The organism is Pedobacter sp. MR2016-24 (genome assembly GCF_026239655.1).
Lineage (GTDB): Bacteria > Bacteroidota > Bacteroidia > Sphingobacteriales > Sphingobacteriaceae > Pedobacter.
The window spans coordinates 57,477-77,250 of sequence record NZ_JAPIVO010000003.1 but is presented as its reverse complement, the minus strand read 5'-3'; the positions used below and the strand labels follow the sequence as shown (position 1 = coordinate 77,250).

13 protein-coding genes are annotated in these 19,774 nt (G+C 43.0%); 6 read left to right on the top strand and 7 right to left on the bottom strand.

Annotated features, from left to right (window positions below; all coding sequences use genetic code 11):
* Window positions 1-3: 3 nt before the first annotated feature.
* From OQX62_RS08055 to OQX62_RS08040, 4 genes are read right to left on the bottom strand one after another with little or no spacing between them, the layout of a single operon-like run.
* Window positions 4-1,404, bottom strand: coding sequence for a radical SAM protein (locus OQX62_RS08055; protein WP_265830956.1), 1,401 nt, complete (start codon window positions 1,402-1,404; stop codon window positions 4-6).
* 3 nt (window positions 1,405-1,407) lie between these two features.
* The gene (locus OQX62_RS08050; RefSeq protein ID WP_265830955.1) at window positions 1,408-2,142 is read right to left on the bottom strand and encodes a prolipoprotein diacylglyceryl transferase; all 735 of its coding nucleotides are present in this window, start codon (window positions 2,140-2,142) and stop codon (window positions 1,408-1,410) included.
* 26 nt (window positions 2,143-2,168) lie between these two features.
* Window positions 2,169-3,815, bottom strand: coding sequence for a RagB/SusD family nutrient uptake outer membrane protein (locus OQX62_RS08045; protein ID WP_265830954.1), 1,647 nt, complete (start codon window positions 3,813-3,815; stop codon window positions 2,169-2,171).
* Window positions 3,816-3,828: 13 nt separating this feature from the next.
* Window positions 3,829-6,906 carry a SusC/RagA family TonB-linked outer membrane protein gene (locus OQX62_RS08040; protein WP_265830953.1) on the bottom strand — a complete coding sequence of 1,026 codons (3,078 nt, stop codon included), beginning with the start codon at window positions 6,904-6,906 and terminating at the stop codon, window positions 3,829-3,831.
* Between the two features lie 306 nt (window positions 6,907-7,212).
* Between OQX62_RS08040 and OQX62_RS08035 the strand changes: the two genes are divergently transcribed.
* Window positions 7,213-9,321, top strand: a complete 2,109-nt coding sequence (locus OQX62_RS08035; protein WP_265830952.1) for a M48 family metallopeptidase — start codon at window positions 7,213-7,215, stop codon at window positions 9,319-9,321.
* A 138-nt stretch (window positions 9,322-9,459) separates the two neighbouring features.
* Here the strand turns inward: OQX62_RS08035 and OQX62_RS08030 are convergent, their stop codons facing one another.
* A complete protein-coding gene (locus OQX62_RS08030; RefSeq protein WP_265830950.1) occupies window positions 9,460-10,350 on the bottom strand; it encodes a glycerophosphodiester phosphodiesterase family protein in 891 nt (296 codons plus the stop codon).
* Window positions 10,351-10,620: 270 nt separating this feature from the next.
* Here OQX62_RS08030 and OQX62_RS08025 point away from each other — a divergent pair, with 270 nt between their 5' ends.
* From OQX62_RS08025 to OQX62_RS08005, 5 genes are all read left to right on the top strand, one after another.
* Window positions 10,621-12,033 (top strand): NAD-dependent epimerase/dehydratase family protein, encoded by a 1,413-nt coding sequence (locus OQX62_RS08025; RefSeq protein ID WP_265830949.1) that lies wholly within the window; start codon window positions 10,621-10,623, stop codon window positions 12,031-12,033.
* Window positions 12,011-12,439 carry a M67 family metallopeptidase gene (locus tag OQX62_RS08020; RefSeq protein ID WP_265830948.1) on the top strand — a complete coding sequence of 143 codons (429 nt, stop codon included), beginning with the start codon at window positions 12,011-12,013 and terminating at the stop codon, window positions 12,437-12,439. The genes OQX62_RS08025 and OQX62_RS08020 overlap by 23 nt, the downstream gene beginning before the upstream one ends.
* Before the next feature lie 27 nt (window positions 12,440-12,466).
* Entirely contained in the window at window positions 12,467-12,745 is a 279-nt protein-coding gene (locus OQX62_RS08015; protein ID WP_265830947.1) for a MoaD/ThiS family protein, read from the top strand.
* Window positions 12,746-12,766: 21 nt separating this feature from the next.
* The gene (moeB, locus tag OQX62_RS08010) at window positions 12,767-13,921 is read left to right on the top strand and encodes a molybdopterin-synthase adenylyltransferase MoeB (protein WP_265830946.1); all 1,155 of its coding nucleotides are present in this window, start codon (window positions 12,767-12,769) and stop codon (window positions 13,919-13,921) included.
* 215 nt (window positions 13,922-14,136) lie between these two features.
* Window positions 14,137-16,185, top strand: coding sequence for a M13 family metallopeptidase (locus OQX62_RS08005; RefSeq protein WP_265830944.1), 2,049 nt, complete (start codon window positions 14,137-14,139; stop codon window positions 16,183-16,185).
* Window positions 16,186-16,308: 123 nt separating this feature from the next.
* Here OQX62_RS08005 and OQX62_RS08000 read toward each other — a convergent pair whose 3' ends face one another.
* On the bottom strand, window positions 16,309-17,949 hold the full coding sequence (locus tag OQX62_RS08000; protein WP_265830943.1) for a carboxylesterase/lipase family protein: 1,641 nt from the start codon (window positions 17,947-17,949) through the stop codon (window positions 16,309-16,311).
* Window positions 17,950-18,139: 190 nt separating this feature from the next.
* Entirely contained in the window at window positions 18,140-19,768 is a 1,629-nt protein-coding gene (locus OQX62_RS07995) for a RagB/SusD family nutrient uptake outer membrane protein (RefSeq protein ID WP_265830942.1), read from the bottom strand.
* Between the last annotated feature and the right edge of the window lie 6 nt (window positions 19,769-19,774).

The following is a 19,774-nucleotide window of genomic DNA, read 5'->3' as shown; positions in this document are numbered from 1 at the left end:
TATCTATTTAGCTAATGTAAAATTCAGTTTTGCCCTAATATTGTCAATCTTATTGTCGCGATAAAAGATATTCATCGTTTCAAATGGAATGATCTTCATTTTATCACTTACGATGTGTACACATGATTTCTTTACGGCTCTGACGTCGAAATCCAGCGGATCCATAAAATTCATAATGATAATGCGAAAAAGATTATTATAATTCAGGTGATCTGATTGCACCCTGGGCAGGCAGCACATCAACTCTCCAAAAGTATCTTCCGCACAATCCACTGAAACACCAGTACTAAAAAGATTAAGCATATGCTGCTTCAATTGCTCATCATGTTCAAATACAATAGTATTCTTGGAGTTGTTGAGCAGGTCATCCGGATTGATCAGATGCGTCATTGGAATGACCTGATCATCCAGTTTTAACGCATAGGCCATACATAAGGCATCCGGATTGCAAGGTACGGGAATCAGGTCTTCAGGCGTAAACAGCGGATACTGCTCATAAATTTTACGGCGCACCTCAGTCAGTGTAATTCTGCCCGCCTGATCGCTATAGTTATCATTCCTGCCAGCTACCTGCGTAGGTTGAAAGGTAACTCCCCTTACGCATTTCTGTTTCAATGCAAAATCCAGGATATCACCAATCTCATGGTCATTCAATCCTTTCTGGAGGGTTACAACCAATGTGGTAGAAACATTAAACTGATTTAAATTTTCCAGCGCTTTTTTTCTTACTTCGGTAAGGTCCTCTCCTCTTAGTTTCGTCAGCACCTCCGGACTAAAGCTATCGAACTGCAGATAGATCTCAAAATCAGGCATGTAAGAAGCAAGTTTTTCTACAAAATTGATATCTTTTGCTATCCTGATCCCATTGGTGTTGACCATCAGGTGTTTAATAGGCTTGGTTTTAGCCAGGTCGAGTATCTTAAAGAAATCCGGGTGTACCGTAGGTTCCCCGCCAGAAATCTGGATCACATCCGGTTCTCCTTCATTTGCGACCACCACATCCATCATTCTATTGATTTCGTCCAAACTGCGGTGGCGACCATAATTGGGGGATGACATCGCGTAGCAAGTCGGGCAACTCAGGTTACAACGATCAGTCACTTCAATAATCGTTAAACAGGAATGCTGCTCATGATCTGTACATAAACCACAGTCGTACGGACAACCATAATGAACTTTAGAATTGAATTTTAAAGGCATTTCGGACTGTTTGTTGAAATTCCTGATCTGCTTATAATATTCCACATCATCCGCAATCATTACCTTACTGTCGCCATGGGTCCTGCAATATTTCAGCATAAATACCTTTGCATCCTGAAAGACTATTTTGGCATCGCATAATTCGAGACATTCCGGACACAGGCTCTTCGTATAATCGTAATAGATATAATCTCTCGTTTTCATAGCTTACAGCGATTTAAATAATCTAATGATGAATCTATAATAATACAACAATATAAACAAAGCAGATAAATGTATACTGCTAAAAGTTAAAAATAACGGATGATAAGGTTTGATAAATTCGATCAGGAAGCGATAGAGAAAATAAAGGACCATAAACAGTTTGAAACGATCTCCATTTATCATGTCTTTCTGCCTGATGAGATAAAATAACAACAGCAGCAGCACCATATAGATCATTTCATACAGTGCGACCGGATGCCTTTTCAATCCATCACCGAGGTCCATGCCCATAAAGAAGTTCGTCACATGTCCATAAACAGGTTCATCTATTCCCATAGAAAAACAGCCTATCCTGCCGATAAACAGCGCGATGATGATCGGAACCACGTAGAGATCGCCCGATGCAATATGTACACCTATCAGCTTTTTAACGCCCTCCACGCCAAACAATCCCCCAAGCAGTCCGCCGACTATAGTTTTACTCTGAAAAAGTATCATAAAACTGAGCTGCTGCAGTTTTTCCGGCTCTTCAAGTATAGCCACTACCCTGGAACCGATTAATGCGCCTGCCATTGCCCCCAGCATGATCCAAAGTCTGTTGAGATCAGAAATAGGATCATTGGTGTTTCTCTTTAAATAATAGTATACCCTTACACCGATGAAGAATGCAAGGACTTCAAATATATAATGCCAATGGTATAACTTGCCAAAAAGCTCAAACTGTATAGGGAACGTCATTGATCACCAGGTTTTGCTAAAGATAATTAATAACCCGGATTCTGCGGAAAAGCAGCAATTCCGCCATCTGTCCTGTCAATTTGCGACTGAGGAACCGGCCTCAGCATATGAAAATCTTTAATATTGGGTGCACCCAGCGAATTGTATAATTTCACCCTGTTGACCAATTGTTTTGTACGTACCAGATCAAACCATCTTTGGTGTTCCCCATTCAACTCGCGCATTCTTTCATCCAGAATGAAATCGATATTCAGCTGGGCAGCAGTAATTTCCATCGCGGTTTTATTGGCCGCAGTCGCTGCTGCAGTAATTCCTGTCCTGGCAGCCCTGCGCCGTAGCGTATTGACAAATACCAGCGCTTCATCGGGTCTGCCTGCCTTTAGTAAGGCTTCTGCTGCGATCAGGTATGTCTCTCCTAACCTGAACAGGATAAAATCACGGTTCCCCGCTTCTACGCTTACATCTGTTCTTAGGGGATCGAGGTATTTAGTTAATGTAGGATAAGTTGTTTCAGTCACTTTACTCGGTGGATAAACGTTATAGTCTTTTTTTGCTATTTCTGCGGCAGTAAGTTCCACGTCAGGAAAATAAATAGCAGTATCACCAACACTCATATTCACCTGATGACCGTTGATGGAATAAGTGCCGGGATTATTACAGTAATATACACGTTTGAAGGTCTTGTCAAAGCGGCCATCAATCTCATGGTTGTAGACCGTATTGAGGTTATAGGAAGTGGGTTTAAAACGAATGAATGGTCGCCCGTTAGCCAGATCCCTTTTCATTCCCGGCTGCGCATCATAATTAAATATAAAAAACAGGTGCAGCTGATTACCCGTACTGTTAGTCAGCACGTTACCACTATACTGAACAGAAAAAATAACCTCACTGTTTCTTTCTCCTGCTCCCTGTGCAAATACGTCTGCAAAATCGTCAAGAAGTTTGAAGGAGTAATTGGTAATCAGGCCATTGGCCAGTGCTGCCGCTTTCAGGAAATCGGCCTGGTCATTGTTCAGGCTACCCCGCGTTAAATATACTTTTGCCAGTAAATGTTCTGCTGCGGGTTTGGTAGCACGACCATAATCGGAAGCCACAACAGGCAGGTTTGCAACTGCGAAGTCCAGGTCTTCAAGGATTACCTTATAGATCTCCGCAACAGGAGTTCTGGATGCGGTAGTCACAATCGTCTGGGTTTCTGTAAGCGATAAATGTACAGCGCCATATAACTGCACCAGCATAAAGTAATTATAAGCACGCAGGAAACGGGCTTCAGCAACCCTGGTTGTTTTTAATGTCTCGTCAATACCGCTGATCCCGGGAGCTCTGCCAATAACCGCATTACAGTTATTGATTGCAGCATAAAAGTTATTCCAGGCGGTAGTAAAATGCAGCTTTGTAGGGTTTAAATTTGTACTGTAGCTGTTATAATCCCGGTCGGCCGATGTTCCGGCAGTATACTCATCGGTACCGCTGATGCTGAGGTTCCCGCCAAGTTCGGTTCCATAATAAGTGCGCAGGAAACTATAGGCACCATTTACAGCACTCTGAAATCCGTCCGGGGTATTCAGGTATTCGTCTGTCACCTGACTACGACTGTCTTCATTGAGTTCTTTTTTGCAGGATGTAATCAATACCCCTGCTGATAAGATGATTGTGATATATATATTTCTCATGGATGGCTATAAGTTAAAAGGAAACATTGAGTCCGACTGTATAAGTTACCAGCGCTGGTCTGCCGGGAATTTCAGGGTCAGTTCCCCTGTAATCACGCACATAAGGTGCAAACACAAAGGGATCCTGTACACTGGCGTAGATTCTTAAGCTTTTAGCCGCAATCTTCTCTGCGATTTCCGGTGCGAAAAGATAAGCCAGGCTCAGGTTTTTGATCTTTACGAAAGAGCCGTCAAAATACTGAAGTGAGCTGGCAAATAATGGTGTCGAATTCGCAAAATTTGGTCGCGGGAAATCATTTGTGGGATTTTGCGGCGTCCAGTAATTGACGTTCAGGTTATTATACCTGCCCTGGAGGGTCATGGTATTATTCGATGAGGTATACAGCTGGCTGGAGAAAAGGTTACCAAAATTGGCAATTACCAATGCGGAAAAAGTGAACCGCTTATAGCTGAACCTGTTTGTGATTCCACCCGTCAGGTCCGGCAGCTGTGTGCCCAAGATCACCCTGTCATTCGCATCTATTTTACCATTACCATCCGTATCCTGCACTTTCACCTGCCCTACTGCTGAGGAGTATTGTGCTGCCTGTGCCTCTTCACCCAGCTGCCAGATGCCGGTCTTTTTATAATCATAGAAAGCTGTGATCGGCTGACCAATAAATCGGAGGTTACCGATATCATCTAATCTTCCCTGAGATAATGAGGTGATCTTTTCTTTGCTCGCTGCCAGGTTCAGGTCTGTGCTCCAGGAGAAGCCATTTTCATTTTTAGGGACGATATTCTGCGTAGAGATCGTGAATTCAATACCCCTGTTTTCTGTAGATCCAATATTTTGCAGCACCGAACCAAATCCTCCTGATGCAGGCAAAACTTTTTGCAACAGCAGGTCGCTTGTTTTAGATCGGTAAAGCTCAATAGATCCTGAAATTCTGTTACTCAGCAAGGCGAAATCAAGACCCAGATTTAATGAAGCAGTAGATTCCCATCTCAGTTCATTATTTCTTAAGGAAGACAGCTGGTAACCAAATGCATCTGTTCCGCCAAAATCATACTGACTTCGTGCAAGCAGTCCCTGCGTCTGATAAGGATCAATACCGGTGTTACCCGTTTTACCATAACTCAGGCGGAGTTTCAGATTGTTCAGCGCTTTTACGTTTTTCATGAAACCTTCATTGGTGATGTTCCATGCCAGCGCAGCAGAAGGGAAATACCCCCACTTGTTATCCGATCCAAAACGGGAAGAACCATCGGCCCTCATGGTAAAAGTAACCAGGTATCTGTCATCAAATGAATAATTTGCACGTCCCATATAAGAAAGGATAGACCATTTCTGATAAGAACTATTGATACTGGTAATCGTTTTCGCTGCCCCAAGGTTATAATATTCGAAGGACTCCAGTGGCAATCCTTCTGCTGCAGAACCTGTAATTTCCCGTGTCTGAGACGAAATACTATATAAACCCGTCAGGTCAATCCTGTGCTTTCTGGCAAATGTCTTTTTATAAGTCAGGATATTTTCCCAGGTATAAATCATCGTGAAATCATCTTCCACGCCGGCGCTTGATTGTCTTAAATTCCTGTAAGTGGTATTTGGACTGAAAAAGTTCCCTGATCTGCTTTCCGATAAATCCGGACCAAAGTTCATCCTGAAGGTCAGGTCATCTGTAATTTTAGCTTCTCCATAAATGCTGCTCAATAATCTCAGACGCTTGTTTCTGCTGATCACCGCACCATCTACAAGATCTGAAAGCGGATTCGGCAGTAACGCATCTATAGTCGGCAGAAATATCAGGTTCCCGTTTGCGTCATAAGGCTGAGCCAGCGGATTGGCAATTAGAGTATTGTTATAGGAATTGGCAGTGTTGGCCTGCGAAAAGGATCCCAGCATGGAAATCCCTACCTTAAACCTTTTGCCCAAATCCTGATCTATATTGATACGCGTGCTGTAACGTTTGAAGCTCTGCGTAGGATTATACCCTTTATCATCATTGAAACCCAGAGAGATAGAATACCTCGTTGTTTCTGTTCCTCCATTCACGTTCAGCTCATGGTTTTGTCTGAATTCATTTTTCAGCATCAGGTCCTGCCAGTCGGTCGTACTTCCATTTGCAATAGCATCAAGTTCTACAGGTTCAAAAATACTGCTTTCTGCGCCAGGTGCGCCATCCACATAAGTACCCGCAGCTCTGCGTGACTCTCTTTTGTAAGCCGCGAATTCGGGGCCTGTCATTACATCTACATAACGGTTGATTGCCCCTATAGCGGCATAAGCATTATAACTCACTACTGCGGGTCCGTTCGTTCCTCTTTTGGTCGTCACGATTACCACCCCATTTGCGCCCCGCGATCCGTAAATCGCTGTCGCGGATGCATCTTTTAATATATCTATGGACGTGATATCATCTGTATTGATATCATTTAACCCACCATTTACAGGAATTCCATCAATGACATATAAGGGATCATTTCCTGCAGCAATGGAACGTTTTCCTCTGATAAAGATCGAAGGTACTGATCCGGGTTCATTTCCATTGTTGCTCGGGTTACTGGTAGTCACATATACCCCGGCAGCCTTTCCCTGCAGTGCCTGTACCATATTGGTGACCGGACGTTCATGCAGATCTCGGTCCCTTACAGAAGTAATCGCGCCGGTAATATCTTTTTTAGCCTGGCTGCCATAACCGACTACCACCACTTCTTTGAGGTCTTTTTCGGCTGAGGCCAGCTTTATATTGATCACCTTTTTATCACCTGCCTGGATTTCCTGACTGGTTTTTCCGGTCAGGCTAAATAGAATTACGTCCGTTGCTTTTGCGCTGGTCAACGCATAGTTGCCGCTCGCATCTGTCACTGTTCCGCCGGATTTTCCTTTTATTTTAATACTCACTCCCGGCAAAGGTTTAGCTTTGTCGTCGGTCACTTTCCCGGTAATGATTGAATCCTGCCTGCTATAAACTAAGGATTTATCAGCTGCAGCCGCTGGTGTTAAAAAGCTGATTGTCAGTCCGGATGTCACCATCAAAATCAGGACAAACCGTTTTGTACTCCGCCTTGTACAGGGGAATAATGTAATCTGATACAGGTTACGCATTCACAAAATTTATAAGATGAAAGGGGATTTCCTCTGCGTCGAAAACTATGTCCGCAAAGAGATTAAGGATACAGGTAAAAGCCAATTGTATGATCATTCACAATAAGGTTCTTTTATTATACAACATAATGGCATGATTTGTTTTTATTTGGTAAAATAAATGATTGCTGCAATTAAGTTTTTGTATCCCGAACAGCCTCCATTCCGAGAAATATTTAAAACATGACGTCCAAAAATAGTCGAGATTAATTATACCAGCCATTACACAGCCTTTTGTCTCAATAATGATTTAATTATCAGGATAAAATGTTATTTTACGTTCTGTTTAACACTTTCCTCTCCATGAATAAAATCGGCGTTTCAAAGAACTTTAAATTAATGGCTATTAAGGCGGTGCTCGCTATTCTCGCTTTTTTTATGGTCTATACCCTACTCATGTTGCTGGCGATTGCTTTCACAGCGCTTTGCGCTTACGGAGGAATTATGATGATTTTTTTGCAGCCAATGGCTATCACAGTGATGCTGGGGATTGGCCTGATCAGTCTGGGGTTTCTGATTTTATTTTTCCTTATTAAGTTTATCTTCAGCAAAAAAGGTCCGGATGACTCTAACCTGTTGCAGATAGATAGTGTTACGCAACCCGAACTAATGAAACTGATCCTGGAAACAGCGGCAGCTGCAGGAACGCGATCTCCGGGAAAAGTATATTTAACTGATAATGTAAATGCTGCAGTGTTTTATGACTCTGGTTTCTGGAGTATGGTTATGCCTGTAAAAAAGAATCTGAAGATAGGATTAGGCTTGATTAATAGTTCATCAGTGGCCGAATTGAAAGCTATACTGGCACATGAGTTCGGACATTTCTCGCAAAGAAGTATGAAGGTTGGCAGTTACGTTTATAATGTAAATAAGGTATTACATAATTTGCTATATGATAATGTAGGTTATCGAAATGGAATTGAGAAATGGGCTAACATCAGCGGTTATTTTGCCATTTTTGTACGCATTGCAGCTATCATCATTGGAGGGATACAATGGGTATTGCTCAAAGTTTATGAATGGGTAAACCTCAATCACCTTGCCTTGTCACGAGAGATGGAATTCCACGCGGATGAAGTGGCAGCGGAAATAGTTGGATCGCAGACATTTATCAATGTGTTGCTTCGCCTGGATATGGCTTCAATAGCGTATAACGCTGTACTGGAGCACTATAATGAAAAAATACCCCTGGCCGAAAAAACGGATAACTTGTTTCCTCAACACTACTTCCTTTTAAATTTTATAGCTGGGAATCACCGTATACCAATTATAGAGGGACTTCCAAGAGTTGATTTGCAACATATCCAAAAAATTAACGGATCGAAACTCATACTGACGGATCAATGGTCCTCACATCCGGATACTGAAGTAAGGATTGCCAAACTGTTGGCGCTGGATCGCCAGGAGCGTGAATCCATATCAGGTCGAGCCAGCAGTTTACTAAATAACATCACCGACATAGAAGGGCAACTTACCGCTATGCTCTTTAATGAGATTTCTTTCAGCGAGCCTCCTGTGATCACAAACGATCAGCTTTTTATCGCCGAGTTTCAGAAGAAACATAATGAAACATCGCTACCAGCTCTTTTTTTGGGATATTATAACTATAAAGAGCCATTAGCATTTGTTAAAGATGCATCCTCATATCTTTATGAAGCTGATCAGATCACTTATACGCAATTTTTCAATGAAGAAGCTATGGCCATGCTCTCCACTGAAACCTGCCTAATAAACGATATTGCCGACTTAGAAGCCATAGCTGAAGAAAAATTAAATTTTCCTACCTATATATATAATGGGAATACTTATCATCGTTCCGACAGCGATGAACTATTACATCTGTTAAAGAAAGAGTTAAAGGAAGTTCAGGACAAAGTTGCAAAACATGATCACAACATATTTATTTACTTTTTATCTCTGGCAACATCAATTCAGCAATCAGAAGTCTATGTAGATCATTATGACCTTTACCTGTCGGTGCTGAGTACCAGCCTGGCAGCAACGGAGTCATGTCGGGAATTCACTGAGGCGATGAATTTTCTAAATGATGGAACAGGTAGTGAATTCATAGATGACAAGCTGAAGCTTGCTGCTGAACCCAGCCAAAGGTTTAAAGAGCAACTTCAGTTCATCCTCGCAAATCCGATTTATAAAGTAAATGTCACACCAGAGATGGAACTTACTTTTCAAAAATTTCTGGACACGGATCTTAAATATTTCACCGGGGAACCATATTATCAGGAACAGACTCAAGCCTATTATCAGGCCGTGTATGACTTTCCACAATTGCTATATAAGACTGATTTCAAGGCAAAAAAAGCATTACTGGTATTCCAGCATGAATTGATCGCACCGCAACAACAATTAACTGCTTAAGATTCTGATCGAATAAATCACCCTATAGAATTATCAAAAGTTTCTCCGGAGACGACTCTGCATGCCTTGAATGGTATAATAAAGACCGCTAATCTCACGATTGCGGTCCTTAAAAAATTGAGCGTTAAATGTAAAATCTTACTGTGATTTGCCGAATACTTCAATCAGCAGGTTGGGATAATCTGAAATGATACCATCTACTCCCAAAGCTTCCATTTTCCTGATTTCATCGATAGTATTCACTGTCCAGGGAAGCACAATCACTTTATCCCGATGTGCTGCATCTACCATTTCCCTGTTCACCATCAGGTAATACGGGCTAAATGCATCCGGGGTAAAACCTAGTTTTTTGATATTATCAGCATATGAATCTTTGTTCGCGACAAGGAATGATACCTTTTGCTTTGGATATCCCTTATGCAGAACCTGCAAAGGACGCAAATCGAAGGACTGAATGATTAACCGCGTGCTTAATTTCTTTTGCAATACGATGTCCATTACCTTTTTTACGAATACCTCTGGTACCGGGTGAGCTGTTCCATCACCATCAGGACTGCTTTTGATCTCTACGTTATAATATACCGGTTTCAAATGCTTTGCTTTGATATAGCTTTCTACGCTGTCAATTAACTCCCTGAATAAAGGCCTGTATGTTTTAAACTTCTTCTGATCCGGAAACTGGGGATGCGGTTTCGTGCCGGCATCATAACTTTTGATCAATTGATAATCCATTCCGTAGAGCAGCAAACTTTTCTCCTCTTCTTTTTTGATCAGTGAACCGTCTGGTTTCAACATAAAATCAGCCGCCATATAAGAATCATGTGAGACAACAACCTGACCGTCTTTAGAAATCCCTAAATCCATTTCCATGGTAGTTACTCCCATGTCCAACGCAGATTTCATCGCTGCGATGGTATTTTCAGGCATTAAGCCGCGTCCGCCTCGGTGGGCTTCCAGATCTATTTTATGTTGCGCACTGGCATGTATAACGCCGAATAAGGATGCCGTAAGTACTATTTTCCTGATCATAGATCTGTTTCTTTATTTATTCGCAAAGTAAAGACAACAATGTTAACTCAGTGCGGGAATAGATGAATTTTGTGTTAACAATAACTTCAGTTTTAGTTTCCGTTCTATCGCAAAAACAGGTTTTTATCCTGCACAGTTGGTGTGAAAAATGTGATACAAACTGTGCATCTGCCTCCTTCTGAATGCCGAAGCATGTCTCTATATTTATAATATCAACTACATGAGGGATTAAAAAAACAACAAGATGAAAACCATTTAACACTCTTCTGTATGAACATAAAACATCTACCTGAACCTGCCAGCATCTTTGAAAAAATATGGGAATTATCGCCCGAGAGACATATACCGGAAGCATCTGCAATGCTGCTGCAACTGACAAAAAAACTCATCAGCATCTATGATGCTGAAGGCCGGCTGGATGAAAATCCATTTACCCCAACCACCAAAAGGAAACTCAATCTTCCTGTGCACAAAATACAAGCACTGTTGAGTAATAGCACATGCCTGGTAACGGGCGGTGCAGGTTGTGTGGGCAGTACCCTGGTCAAACGGCTGGTCGAATTGGGTGCCGGAAAAGTTATCATTGCAGATCTTATCGATAAGAGCCCGGACAGCAGCTCGGCTCATCAAAATGTGATCACCGTACTGGCAGATGTGAGAGACCGCGATGCGCTGAATGATGTGTTTGAAAAATATAAACCGGATTATGTTTTTCATACAGCTGCTCAACGTGACCCTGGCTATGCAGAAACCCATATAGAGGAAACAATCAGTTTAAATATCATGGGTACCCTGAACCTGGTAAATATCTGCGAAAGCCATAAAAGCGTGAAACAATGCGTGTTTTCGTCGACCGGCAAAGCGAGCAGATATTATACCAGTGAAGTTTATGCGGCTACAAAAAAGATGTGCGAATATATCTTTGATACTTATGCCCAGCAAAGTTCCGTACGCTATTCGATGGTACGTTTCACGCATATTCTGGAGAATAGCCTGATGAACTCCGAATTACAGCACCCGCTTGATAAAGACTATCTAGCGATACACAGTCCCGGAAAATATGTCACTGCGCAGAACGTACGCGAGGCGGCTGATTTAATGCTGAATGCGCTGCTCAGTTCAAAGGTAGGCCGATGCAATTTTTTGATTGTAAAGAACCTCGAATGGCCTGTAGAAAGCCTGGAAGTTGCACTTTATTATATTAAACAATCGGGCGCTAAGATACCTGTCATCTTTAAAGGCAATCCTCCCGGTTATTGCGAGAAATTCTTCAGGGGACAAATGGATTGGGCCCATCCGCTGGAAATGAACTTACTGATCAATGTATATGAACAGCGCTACAGATATGAAAATGAAGAAGCTGATATGATCATCTCCGGGATTGTGCCGACCAATAAATATATCCTGCAAAATGCACTGATTAAGCTCAGTCTGGTTAAGGGTGAGAAAAAGAGTAAAGAGTGTTTGCTGTTGCAGCTAAAAAATATTGTCAGGGCAAGCTTAGACAATGTTGAACAAAGCGATACAGTCAATATCTTACAATGGGGTTTGAATCCGCAATACCTCGCTGCCGAGGGCACCATTGCGGCAGATTATGAACCAGCGGTATCCATACTTAACGATAGTTTAAATCCACACAACTCCTCCAATTCTGCGATCTATGGACAGTACATTAATTGTTGAACCGGCGGCCTGGCTGGTTATTGCTGAAAGCAGTAAAAGTGCTTTCCCTGAAGAGTGCTGTGGATTTATTTTCGGCAGGATGTCAGCAGATCAAACCAAAGTGGTGACGGCGATGACTGTCTCCAATGCAACTGCGGCAGATAAAAACGACTATTTTGCCATCAGCCCGGCTACCTATACGGAGGCCGAAAGCTATGCGGAAGACAACCAGCTCGAGTTAATTGGCATTTATCATTCTCATCCCAATCAAATCGCGCTTCCTTCCATCTCAGACTATCAATTCGCACTTCCCGACTTTTTATACCTGATCGTTTCGGTCATTGAAACTGAAATAGAAGATGTGAGAGCCTGGCTGATCGACGAAGAATACGATCGTTTCAATGAACAGCGCTTACAATTAGTATAATCAACTCATCAAAAAATAAATTTATATATGGCCACCATTCTAATCCCAACGCCTCTGAGGAGGTTTACCGGCAATAGCCCTAAGGTTAACATTTCCGGGAATTTATTATCCGAGATCATTGCCAACCTGGTTTATGAATTTCCGGAAGTGCAAAGGCACCTGCTTGATACCAGCGGTGAAGTACGTCCTTTCCTGAATATATTCGTCGATCAGGATGATATCAGGGATCTTAATCACCAGAATACGCCGATTACTTCAGCATCAGTTATCAGTATAGTGCCAGCTATTGCAGGCGGAAAAATATAAGATTATAAAATAAATCATCAGATGGATCAGTTTATTTTCTCCGCAGCGGAGATTGCCCGTTATAACAGGCATATCATTATTCCCGGTTTCGGTATGGAAGCACAGGAAAAGCTTAAAAAAGCTAAGGTACTGGTTGTCGGTGCCGGTGGTTTGGGCAGTCCGGTGCTTTTATACCTGGCCGCTGCAGGAATAGGAACTATTGGCATCGTGGAATGTGATGTGGTGGATGACAGCAATTTACAACGCCAGGTATTATATGGCACAGCGGATGTAGGTACAGCAAAAGCGGAGGCAGCTAAAAAACGGCTGCTGTCCCTGAACCCTCATATTCATATTATCATTCATGATACGGAACTGCGCAGCAGCAATGCGATGGACATCATCTCCGCCTACGATATTGTAGCGGATGGAACAGATAACTTCCCTACCCGCTACCTCGTAAATGATGCCTGTGTATTAATGGATAAACCAAATGTTTATGCTTCCATCTATCAGTTTGAAGGTCAGGTTGCCGTTTTCAATTATGTTGACAGCAGCGGGGAACGCGGCCCGAACTACCGCGACCTGTACCCTGTTCCACCAGAGCCGGGTGAAGTCGCCAATTGTTCTGAAGCAGGTGTATTGGGTGTGTTGCCCGGAATCATCGGCAGTATGCAGGCTTTGGAGGTGATCAAAATAGCCGCACAAACCGGGGATGTACTGAGCGGGCGACTCTTCCTGTTCGACGCGCTGAGTTTTGAAACGCGTACATTTAATATCAGCAGAAATCCGGAGAATCCGATCAACGGATCAAATCCGACACTCCGGGCGCTGATCGACTACGAACAGTTTTGCGGCGTTCCGGCAATGGAAAAAAAGATAAAAAATGTAAGTCCTGAACAGCTACAGGATTGGCAGGAGGAAGGAATTGTTTACCAGTTGATCGATGTAAGGGAACAACAGGAATACGATCTGGTCAATCTGGGTGGATTACTGATTCCGCTCGATACCATTGGTGACTTGCCTCAAAAAATTGACAAGGATAAAAAGGTAGTGATCCATTGCAAATCTGGCGGCCGGAGTGCCAAAGCTGTCCGTCTTCTTGAAGAAAAATACGGTTTCACCAATCTGTATAACCTGGAGGGCGGCCTGATCGCCTATATTTATGCGCTGGAACTTGATCTCCCGGTGTATTAACCCTAACAAAATTTACGCTTCCGGTTAAAATATACTTTTTTCTACTTCTGTTTGCTTAGATTTATTCCTTAATCAATACAATTGAATTGATGAAACCATCATGATCTTTCATCATTGTAGCGTGAACGATTAAGTATGATAGCCTCATCACAATTAATAAAATTATAAACAGATGAAAATCATGAGCGCTTCATGAATTAAAAACAGAAAAACGAATGAAAACCAAATTAAGTTTATCACTTACCGGGCTGGCCTTTATTGTTGCTTGTCAGCAAAAACAGACAGGAGAATCAAGTGCCGGTAAAAATGTAAGAACGGAGTTTTTTGATAAATCCGGAATTGACACGACCGTTAATCCCGGTGACAATTTCTTCCTGTATGCCAACGGCGCCTGGATGAAGAAAACAGCGATTCCTAATACGGAGACAGGATGGGGATCTTTTTATACCTTGTATAATGACAACATCAAAAACCTGGAAACAATCCTGATCAATGCTTCGAAGGAAGAACACGATAAAGGTAGCCTGGAACAAAAAGTGGGCGATTTCTTTGCCAGTGGTATGGATACAGTGGCGATTGAGAAACGCGGTTACGATCCGGTTAAACCCTGGCTGGCGAAAATCGATGCCATTAAAGATTATAAGGAACTGATCAGTTTTGTGGCTGATGGTTATAAAAATGGTACTGGTGATTTGCTGGGCTTTTATGTAGGTCCTGATGATAAGATCAGTAATAAAAATGCAGTCAACTTTTCACAGTCGGGCATTACCTTACCAGAACGCAGTTACTATTTTAATACCGACGCGCAGACAAAAAAGATAAGAGAAGAATATGTAAAGTATATCTCTAAATTATTTGTGCTGTCAGGTATTACCAAAGCAGAGGCTGATAAATATGCCGCTAATGTATTGAGCCTGGAAACAAATATTGCGAAATCACATGCTACCCCGGTAGAGTTACGTGATCCCCAGAAGAATTACCACAAATACCTCGTTGCTGATTTTCAAAAGGAAACACCTGATATAGACTGGAAAACTGTCTTAGGCAAACTGGAACTGAAAACAGACACGATATTAGTCGCCCAACCTGCCTATTACAAATCCTTAAATACATTACTGAAAAGTCAGCCTATAGAAATATGGAAAGAAAAGCTGAAGTTTGACGCCCTGAACAATTCAGGCAATTCGCTGAGCAAAGGTTTCAGAGATGCTAAGTTTGAGTTTTTCGGTAAAACACTGAATGGATTAAAAGCGCCTAAAGAACGCTGGAAATCTATTGTAAGCAGCACTGATGGCAACATCGGAGAATTGCTTGGTCAGCTGTATGTGAAGGAACATTTCACACCAGAGGCAAAGAAAAATATGCTTGAGCTGGTGGAAAACCTGCAAAAGGTATATAAAACCCGCATTGAAAAGCTGGACTGGATGAGTGCCGCGACGAAACAGCGGGCAATTGATAAACTGAACGCATTTATCAAAAAAATCGGTTATCCTGATAACTGGAAGAAATATGATGATGTCGAGATATCCAGAGATAAATATTTCGAAAACCTGCAGTCGGCCGACAAACATGCCTACAAAGAGATGGCCGAAAAACTGGGAAAACCGGTAGACAAAACAGAATGGGGAATGACCCCTCCTACAGTAAATGCGTATTATAACCCGTCTATCAATGAAATCGTATTCCCTGCTGGAATCCTGCAATGGCCATTCTATGATTTCAATGCAGATGACGCCATTAACTATGGTGCTATCGGTGCCGTAATTGGTCACGAAATGACGCATGGTTTTGATGATCAGGGCAGACAATATGATAAAGACGGTAACCTGAAGGACTGGTGGACGGCAGCAGATGCAACACAATTTAAAAACAAAACTAAAAAGGTAGTGGACCTGTACAACCGTTTCACCTTACTGGATAACCAGCATGTAAATGGAGAACTGACCTTAGGCGAAAACCTCGCAGATATTGGTGGTTTGGCGATTGCTTACGATGCATTCAAACTGACTGATCAGGGTAAAAGCGATAAAAAGATTGATGGATTTACTCCTGATCAGCGTTTCTTCCTGAGCTTTGCACAGGTATGGCGTATCAAAACCAGGGATGAGTCTATGCGTGTACGTTTAAAAACTGATCCGCATTCTCCGGAAATGTTCCGCGTAAACGGACCGGTATATAGCATGGAAGCATTTTACAAGGCCTTCAATATTCAGCCTACCGCTAAGATGTATGTTGCTCCGGCAAACCGCGTTGGTGTATGGTAGTTTGAACAATCAATACAGGTAATAAATAAGGGGTGCGACACAATGTCACACCCCTTATTTATGATCAACATCTTTATTTGAATACATTTTACCCTGGCCTGCATAGCCGCCATTCGCCCTGGATTATTGGGCGTAAATCTTATCCAGGAACAAGTACCGTGCACGGTTAACTTCTTTCTTCTGTTTACTATCTGCATTGATATTCATATAAGCTGCACTATCCGGCTGTATAGGTTCCCAAACAGGCAAAGCATCGCTATTTGGATTTCCCGTTTTGATGAAGTTCGAAAAATAATCGCGCATATAAGAGGAAACCCGGTGGTCATCCAAAGTCCAGGCATACATCTTATTTGAGTCCAAATTTCCCATTGCATATTCTATTTCAAAAGCATGCGGTGCACCGGCAGGCGCAGGTGCCACTGCCGCTGCCGCTGTTTTAGCATCTGCTTTTTTTACGCCGCCGGCAAGCCCGGGAACCACACCCTTCATGGCATCAGTTACCGGAGGTTTGCCCTGAGAAAAGATATAACTGTAAACAGGTTTGTTACCCGTTTTGCGATGTAAGTCCAGCCATTTCCAGGTGCTGTAGACAATAAAACGGTCGCTTGCCAGCGCAGTAGCGGCTTCTACTACTTCAGCGTCAGTCGCTGCCGGATACAACTTCAACACCTCCTCCGCCTGCTCCGGATACAATTCCTTTAATTTATTTTTGTAATTGACAAGCGTCGGCCCCGCCTCTCTCAACAATGCCTGATAGGGCACTTCTGCAGAGTTCCAACCTGCCAGTAATGGGACATTTGCCTGCTGACCTTTTGCAAAGATGGTCGCGGGCAGCTCCGGTAAAAAGTAACCGTCAACCGTTGCCGCGGTACTGAAAGCGCCCGGTTTAGACGCAGCCTCCAGCAAAACTGCTGCCGGCATGGCACGTAAATCTGCAAGCGACTTTGCTTTTACGCTACCTGCAAAAGCCACTCCGTTCTCTTCTCCTTTTTTCAACGTGACCGGTGCCAATGTAGGATTTATCATCGCACCGCTTTCGCCTATAGCTCCGGCTATGAGCGACTTTGATAAAGGAGAAGCCATTTGCGCGGAAACCGAAATAGATCCGGCAGATTCTCCGGCAATAGTTACCCTTGAAGGATCTCCTCCAAAAGCGGCAATATTATCCTTCACCCATTGCAATGCAGCCTGCTGGTCCAGCAAACCGTAGTTTCCGGACGCATGGTGCGCAGATTCTTTGGTCAGTTCAGGATGGGATAAAAAGCCAAATACCCCCAAACGGTAGTTCACCGTTAAAGTCACGATTCCCGTAGTGGCCATCGCCTCACCATCATAACGCCTTTCGGAACCATCACCGGCGACATATCCCCCGCCATAAAAATAAACCAGTACGGGTAATTTCTCTGCTGCAGATTTTGCAGGCGTCCATACATTCAGGTAGAGGCAGTCTTCACTCATCCCGGAAGAACGAAAACCCATATCACCAAACACAGGTTTCTGCATCCCATTTGATCCGAAATGATCTGCCTTCAACACCCCTTTCCAGTTTTTAGCCGGTTGTGGCTCCTTCCATCGCAGGTTGCCTACCGGTGGCTGAGCAAAAGGAATCCCCTTGTAAGCACGCACACCAGATTGACTGATAGTACCTTTGAGTGCGCCGTTACTGATCCGGATAACAGGTGTTTCTCCTGACGCATTTTTTTCCTGCGCAAACGTATTAGCCGTCAGTGGAATCAGGAGCGTTAATAAAATAAATGCTTTCATATTTAAAATTTGTTTTTGATTAGCGATTTATCACCAGCTTTTACATTTTAGCAGCGCTATTTTTTTACTATACCAGCACAAAAATACAGCCATACCAATTATTGATGATACACCAAGATATACATTTTTGGCTACAAAAAAGGCACCGTTTCCGGTGCCTCTTCTGCTGTTTGAATTCAATGGGTATGGATTAATAGCCTGGGTTCTGGGCCAGATTCGGATTCAGGTCCCTTTGTTGTTGTGGTATCGGGAATAATGCCCGTACCGGTGATGAAGGTGTATGATCCCACCATACGCCGGTGTTGAATTTACCAAAACGGATCAGGTCTTCCCTGCGGAAACCTTCAAAGATAAACTCACGTCCGCGTTCTGCTAATAACTCATCTAAAGTAAGCGTGCTGGTGGTATAAGCACGGCCTACCCAGTCCGCCGCAGTATAAGCACGTTTTTTAGAATCGTTAATTAACTGCACTGCCACAGCATCTGCAACTCCGCCATTTTTACGCATGATTGCTTCTGCCTTTGCAAAATAGATCCAGGTTAAACGGTAGATGTTCCAGTCGGTATTGTTATAATTAGGATTAACCCCGATGTTGCCAGGTCCCTTTACACTGTTACCCAGTTTGTATTTATTGAAACGGATACCACTGTTTTCCTCACCTTCGCTCATATTGGAAACAGCAGATCCCTGAGAGTTCTTCTGGATATTGTCGACAAAAACCAGTTGTTTGCCATTGTATTCTTCAGAACCCAATGCGGCTGTGCTGTCCGTAAATTTGATCATCGGACCGGAATAAAACCATTCTTTTTTACGCAGATCAGTCTCTTCATATTTGCTCCACACCCCGGGAATTACAACTACGCCGTTGTTACCATTCCTGCCGCCACCATAGATATCACTCTGTTTGAAATGATAAAATTCCGCCGGCCATTTTGGCTCGAAATTACCACGCGTATAATCGTAAGCGATAGAAAAGATCACTTCTTTTGAAAGGTTATTGTCCGGCTTAAACTGATCCGTGATGTTTGGATCCAGGGCCATCGTTCCATTCTGTGCACCACCCAATCCTGAGATCAGCTTATCCGCATTCGCAATACAGTCATCCCATCTTGGGGTGCCCGACCATACTTCGGCATTCAGGTACAGTTCTGTGAGCATCGCATAACCACTGGCCTGTGTCATCCTGCCAATCATGCTGCCTGACAATAAAGGCGCTTTTGCGATATTTTCTTTGATCTCCTTTTCAATGAATTCGAAAACTTCTTTCCTGCTGGTATTTGTCGGGTTGACGGGCACACCTACCTGTGTTGATATTGGTACGTTACCCCAAAGGTCCATCAGTTTGATATAATGGAATGCACGGTTCAGCTTTAGTTCCGCGATATACTCATCTTTTTCTTCCTGAGTAATCCCCATGGCATTTAATTCCCGCAGCTCAATATTGTCGATTGCGTAATTACACTGGCCCATTCCTTCGTAGATCAAAGCCCAGGCGGAGTTCAGGCCCACTTCATCAGTCGTCCAGCTGTGGTAGTGTAATCTTTTCCATTTACCGCCATCTTCACCATGGCGACCTTTTGTCGGCCATGCCAGCTGATCGCCTGAAAGTTCCGCCAAGCGCCACCATCCATCTGCACCTGCAGGTGTAGCCCAGGCACTTTCATGAGTATATGGTCTCAACACGGCAGATTGTACCTCTATTTTATTCGTAAAAAATTTCCCTGCGTCAATCTGATCGTAAGATTTTTCATCAAGTTTGGTACATGCACTGCTTAAACCTAAGACTGCGATACCTGTATATATAATTGATTTGTTCATTGTTAT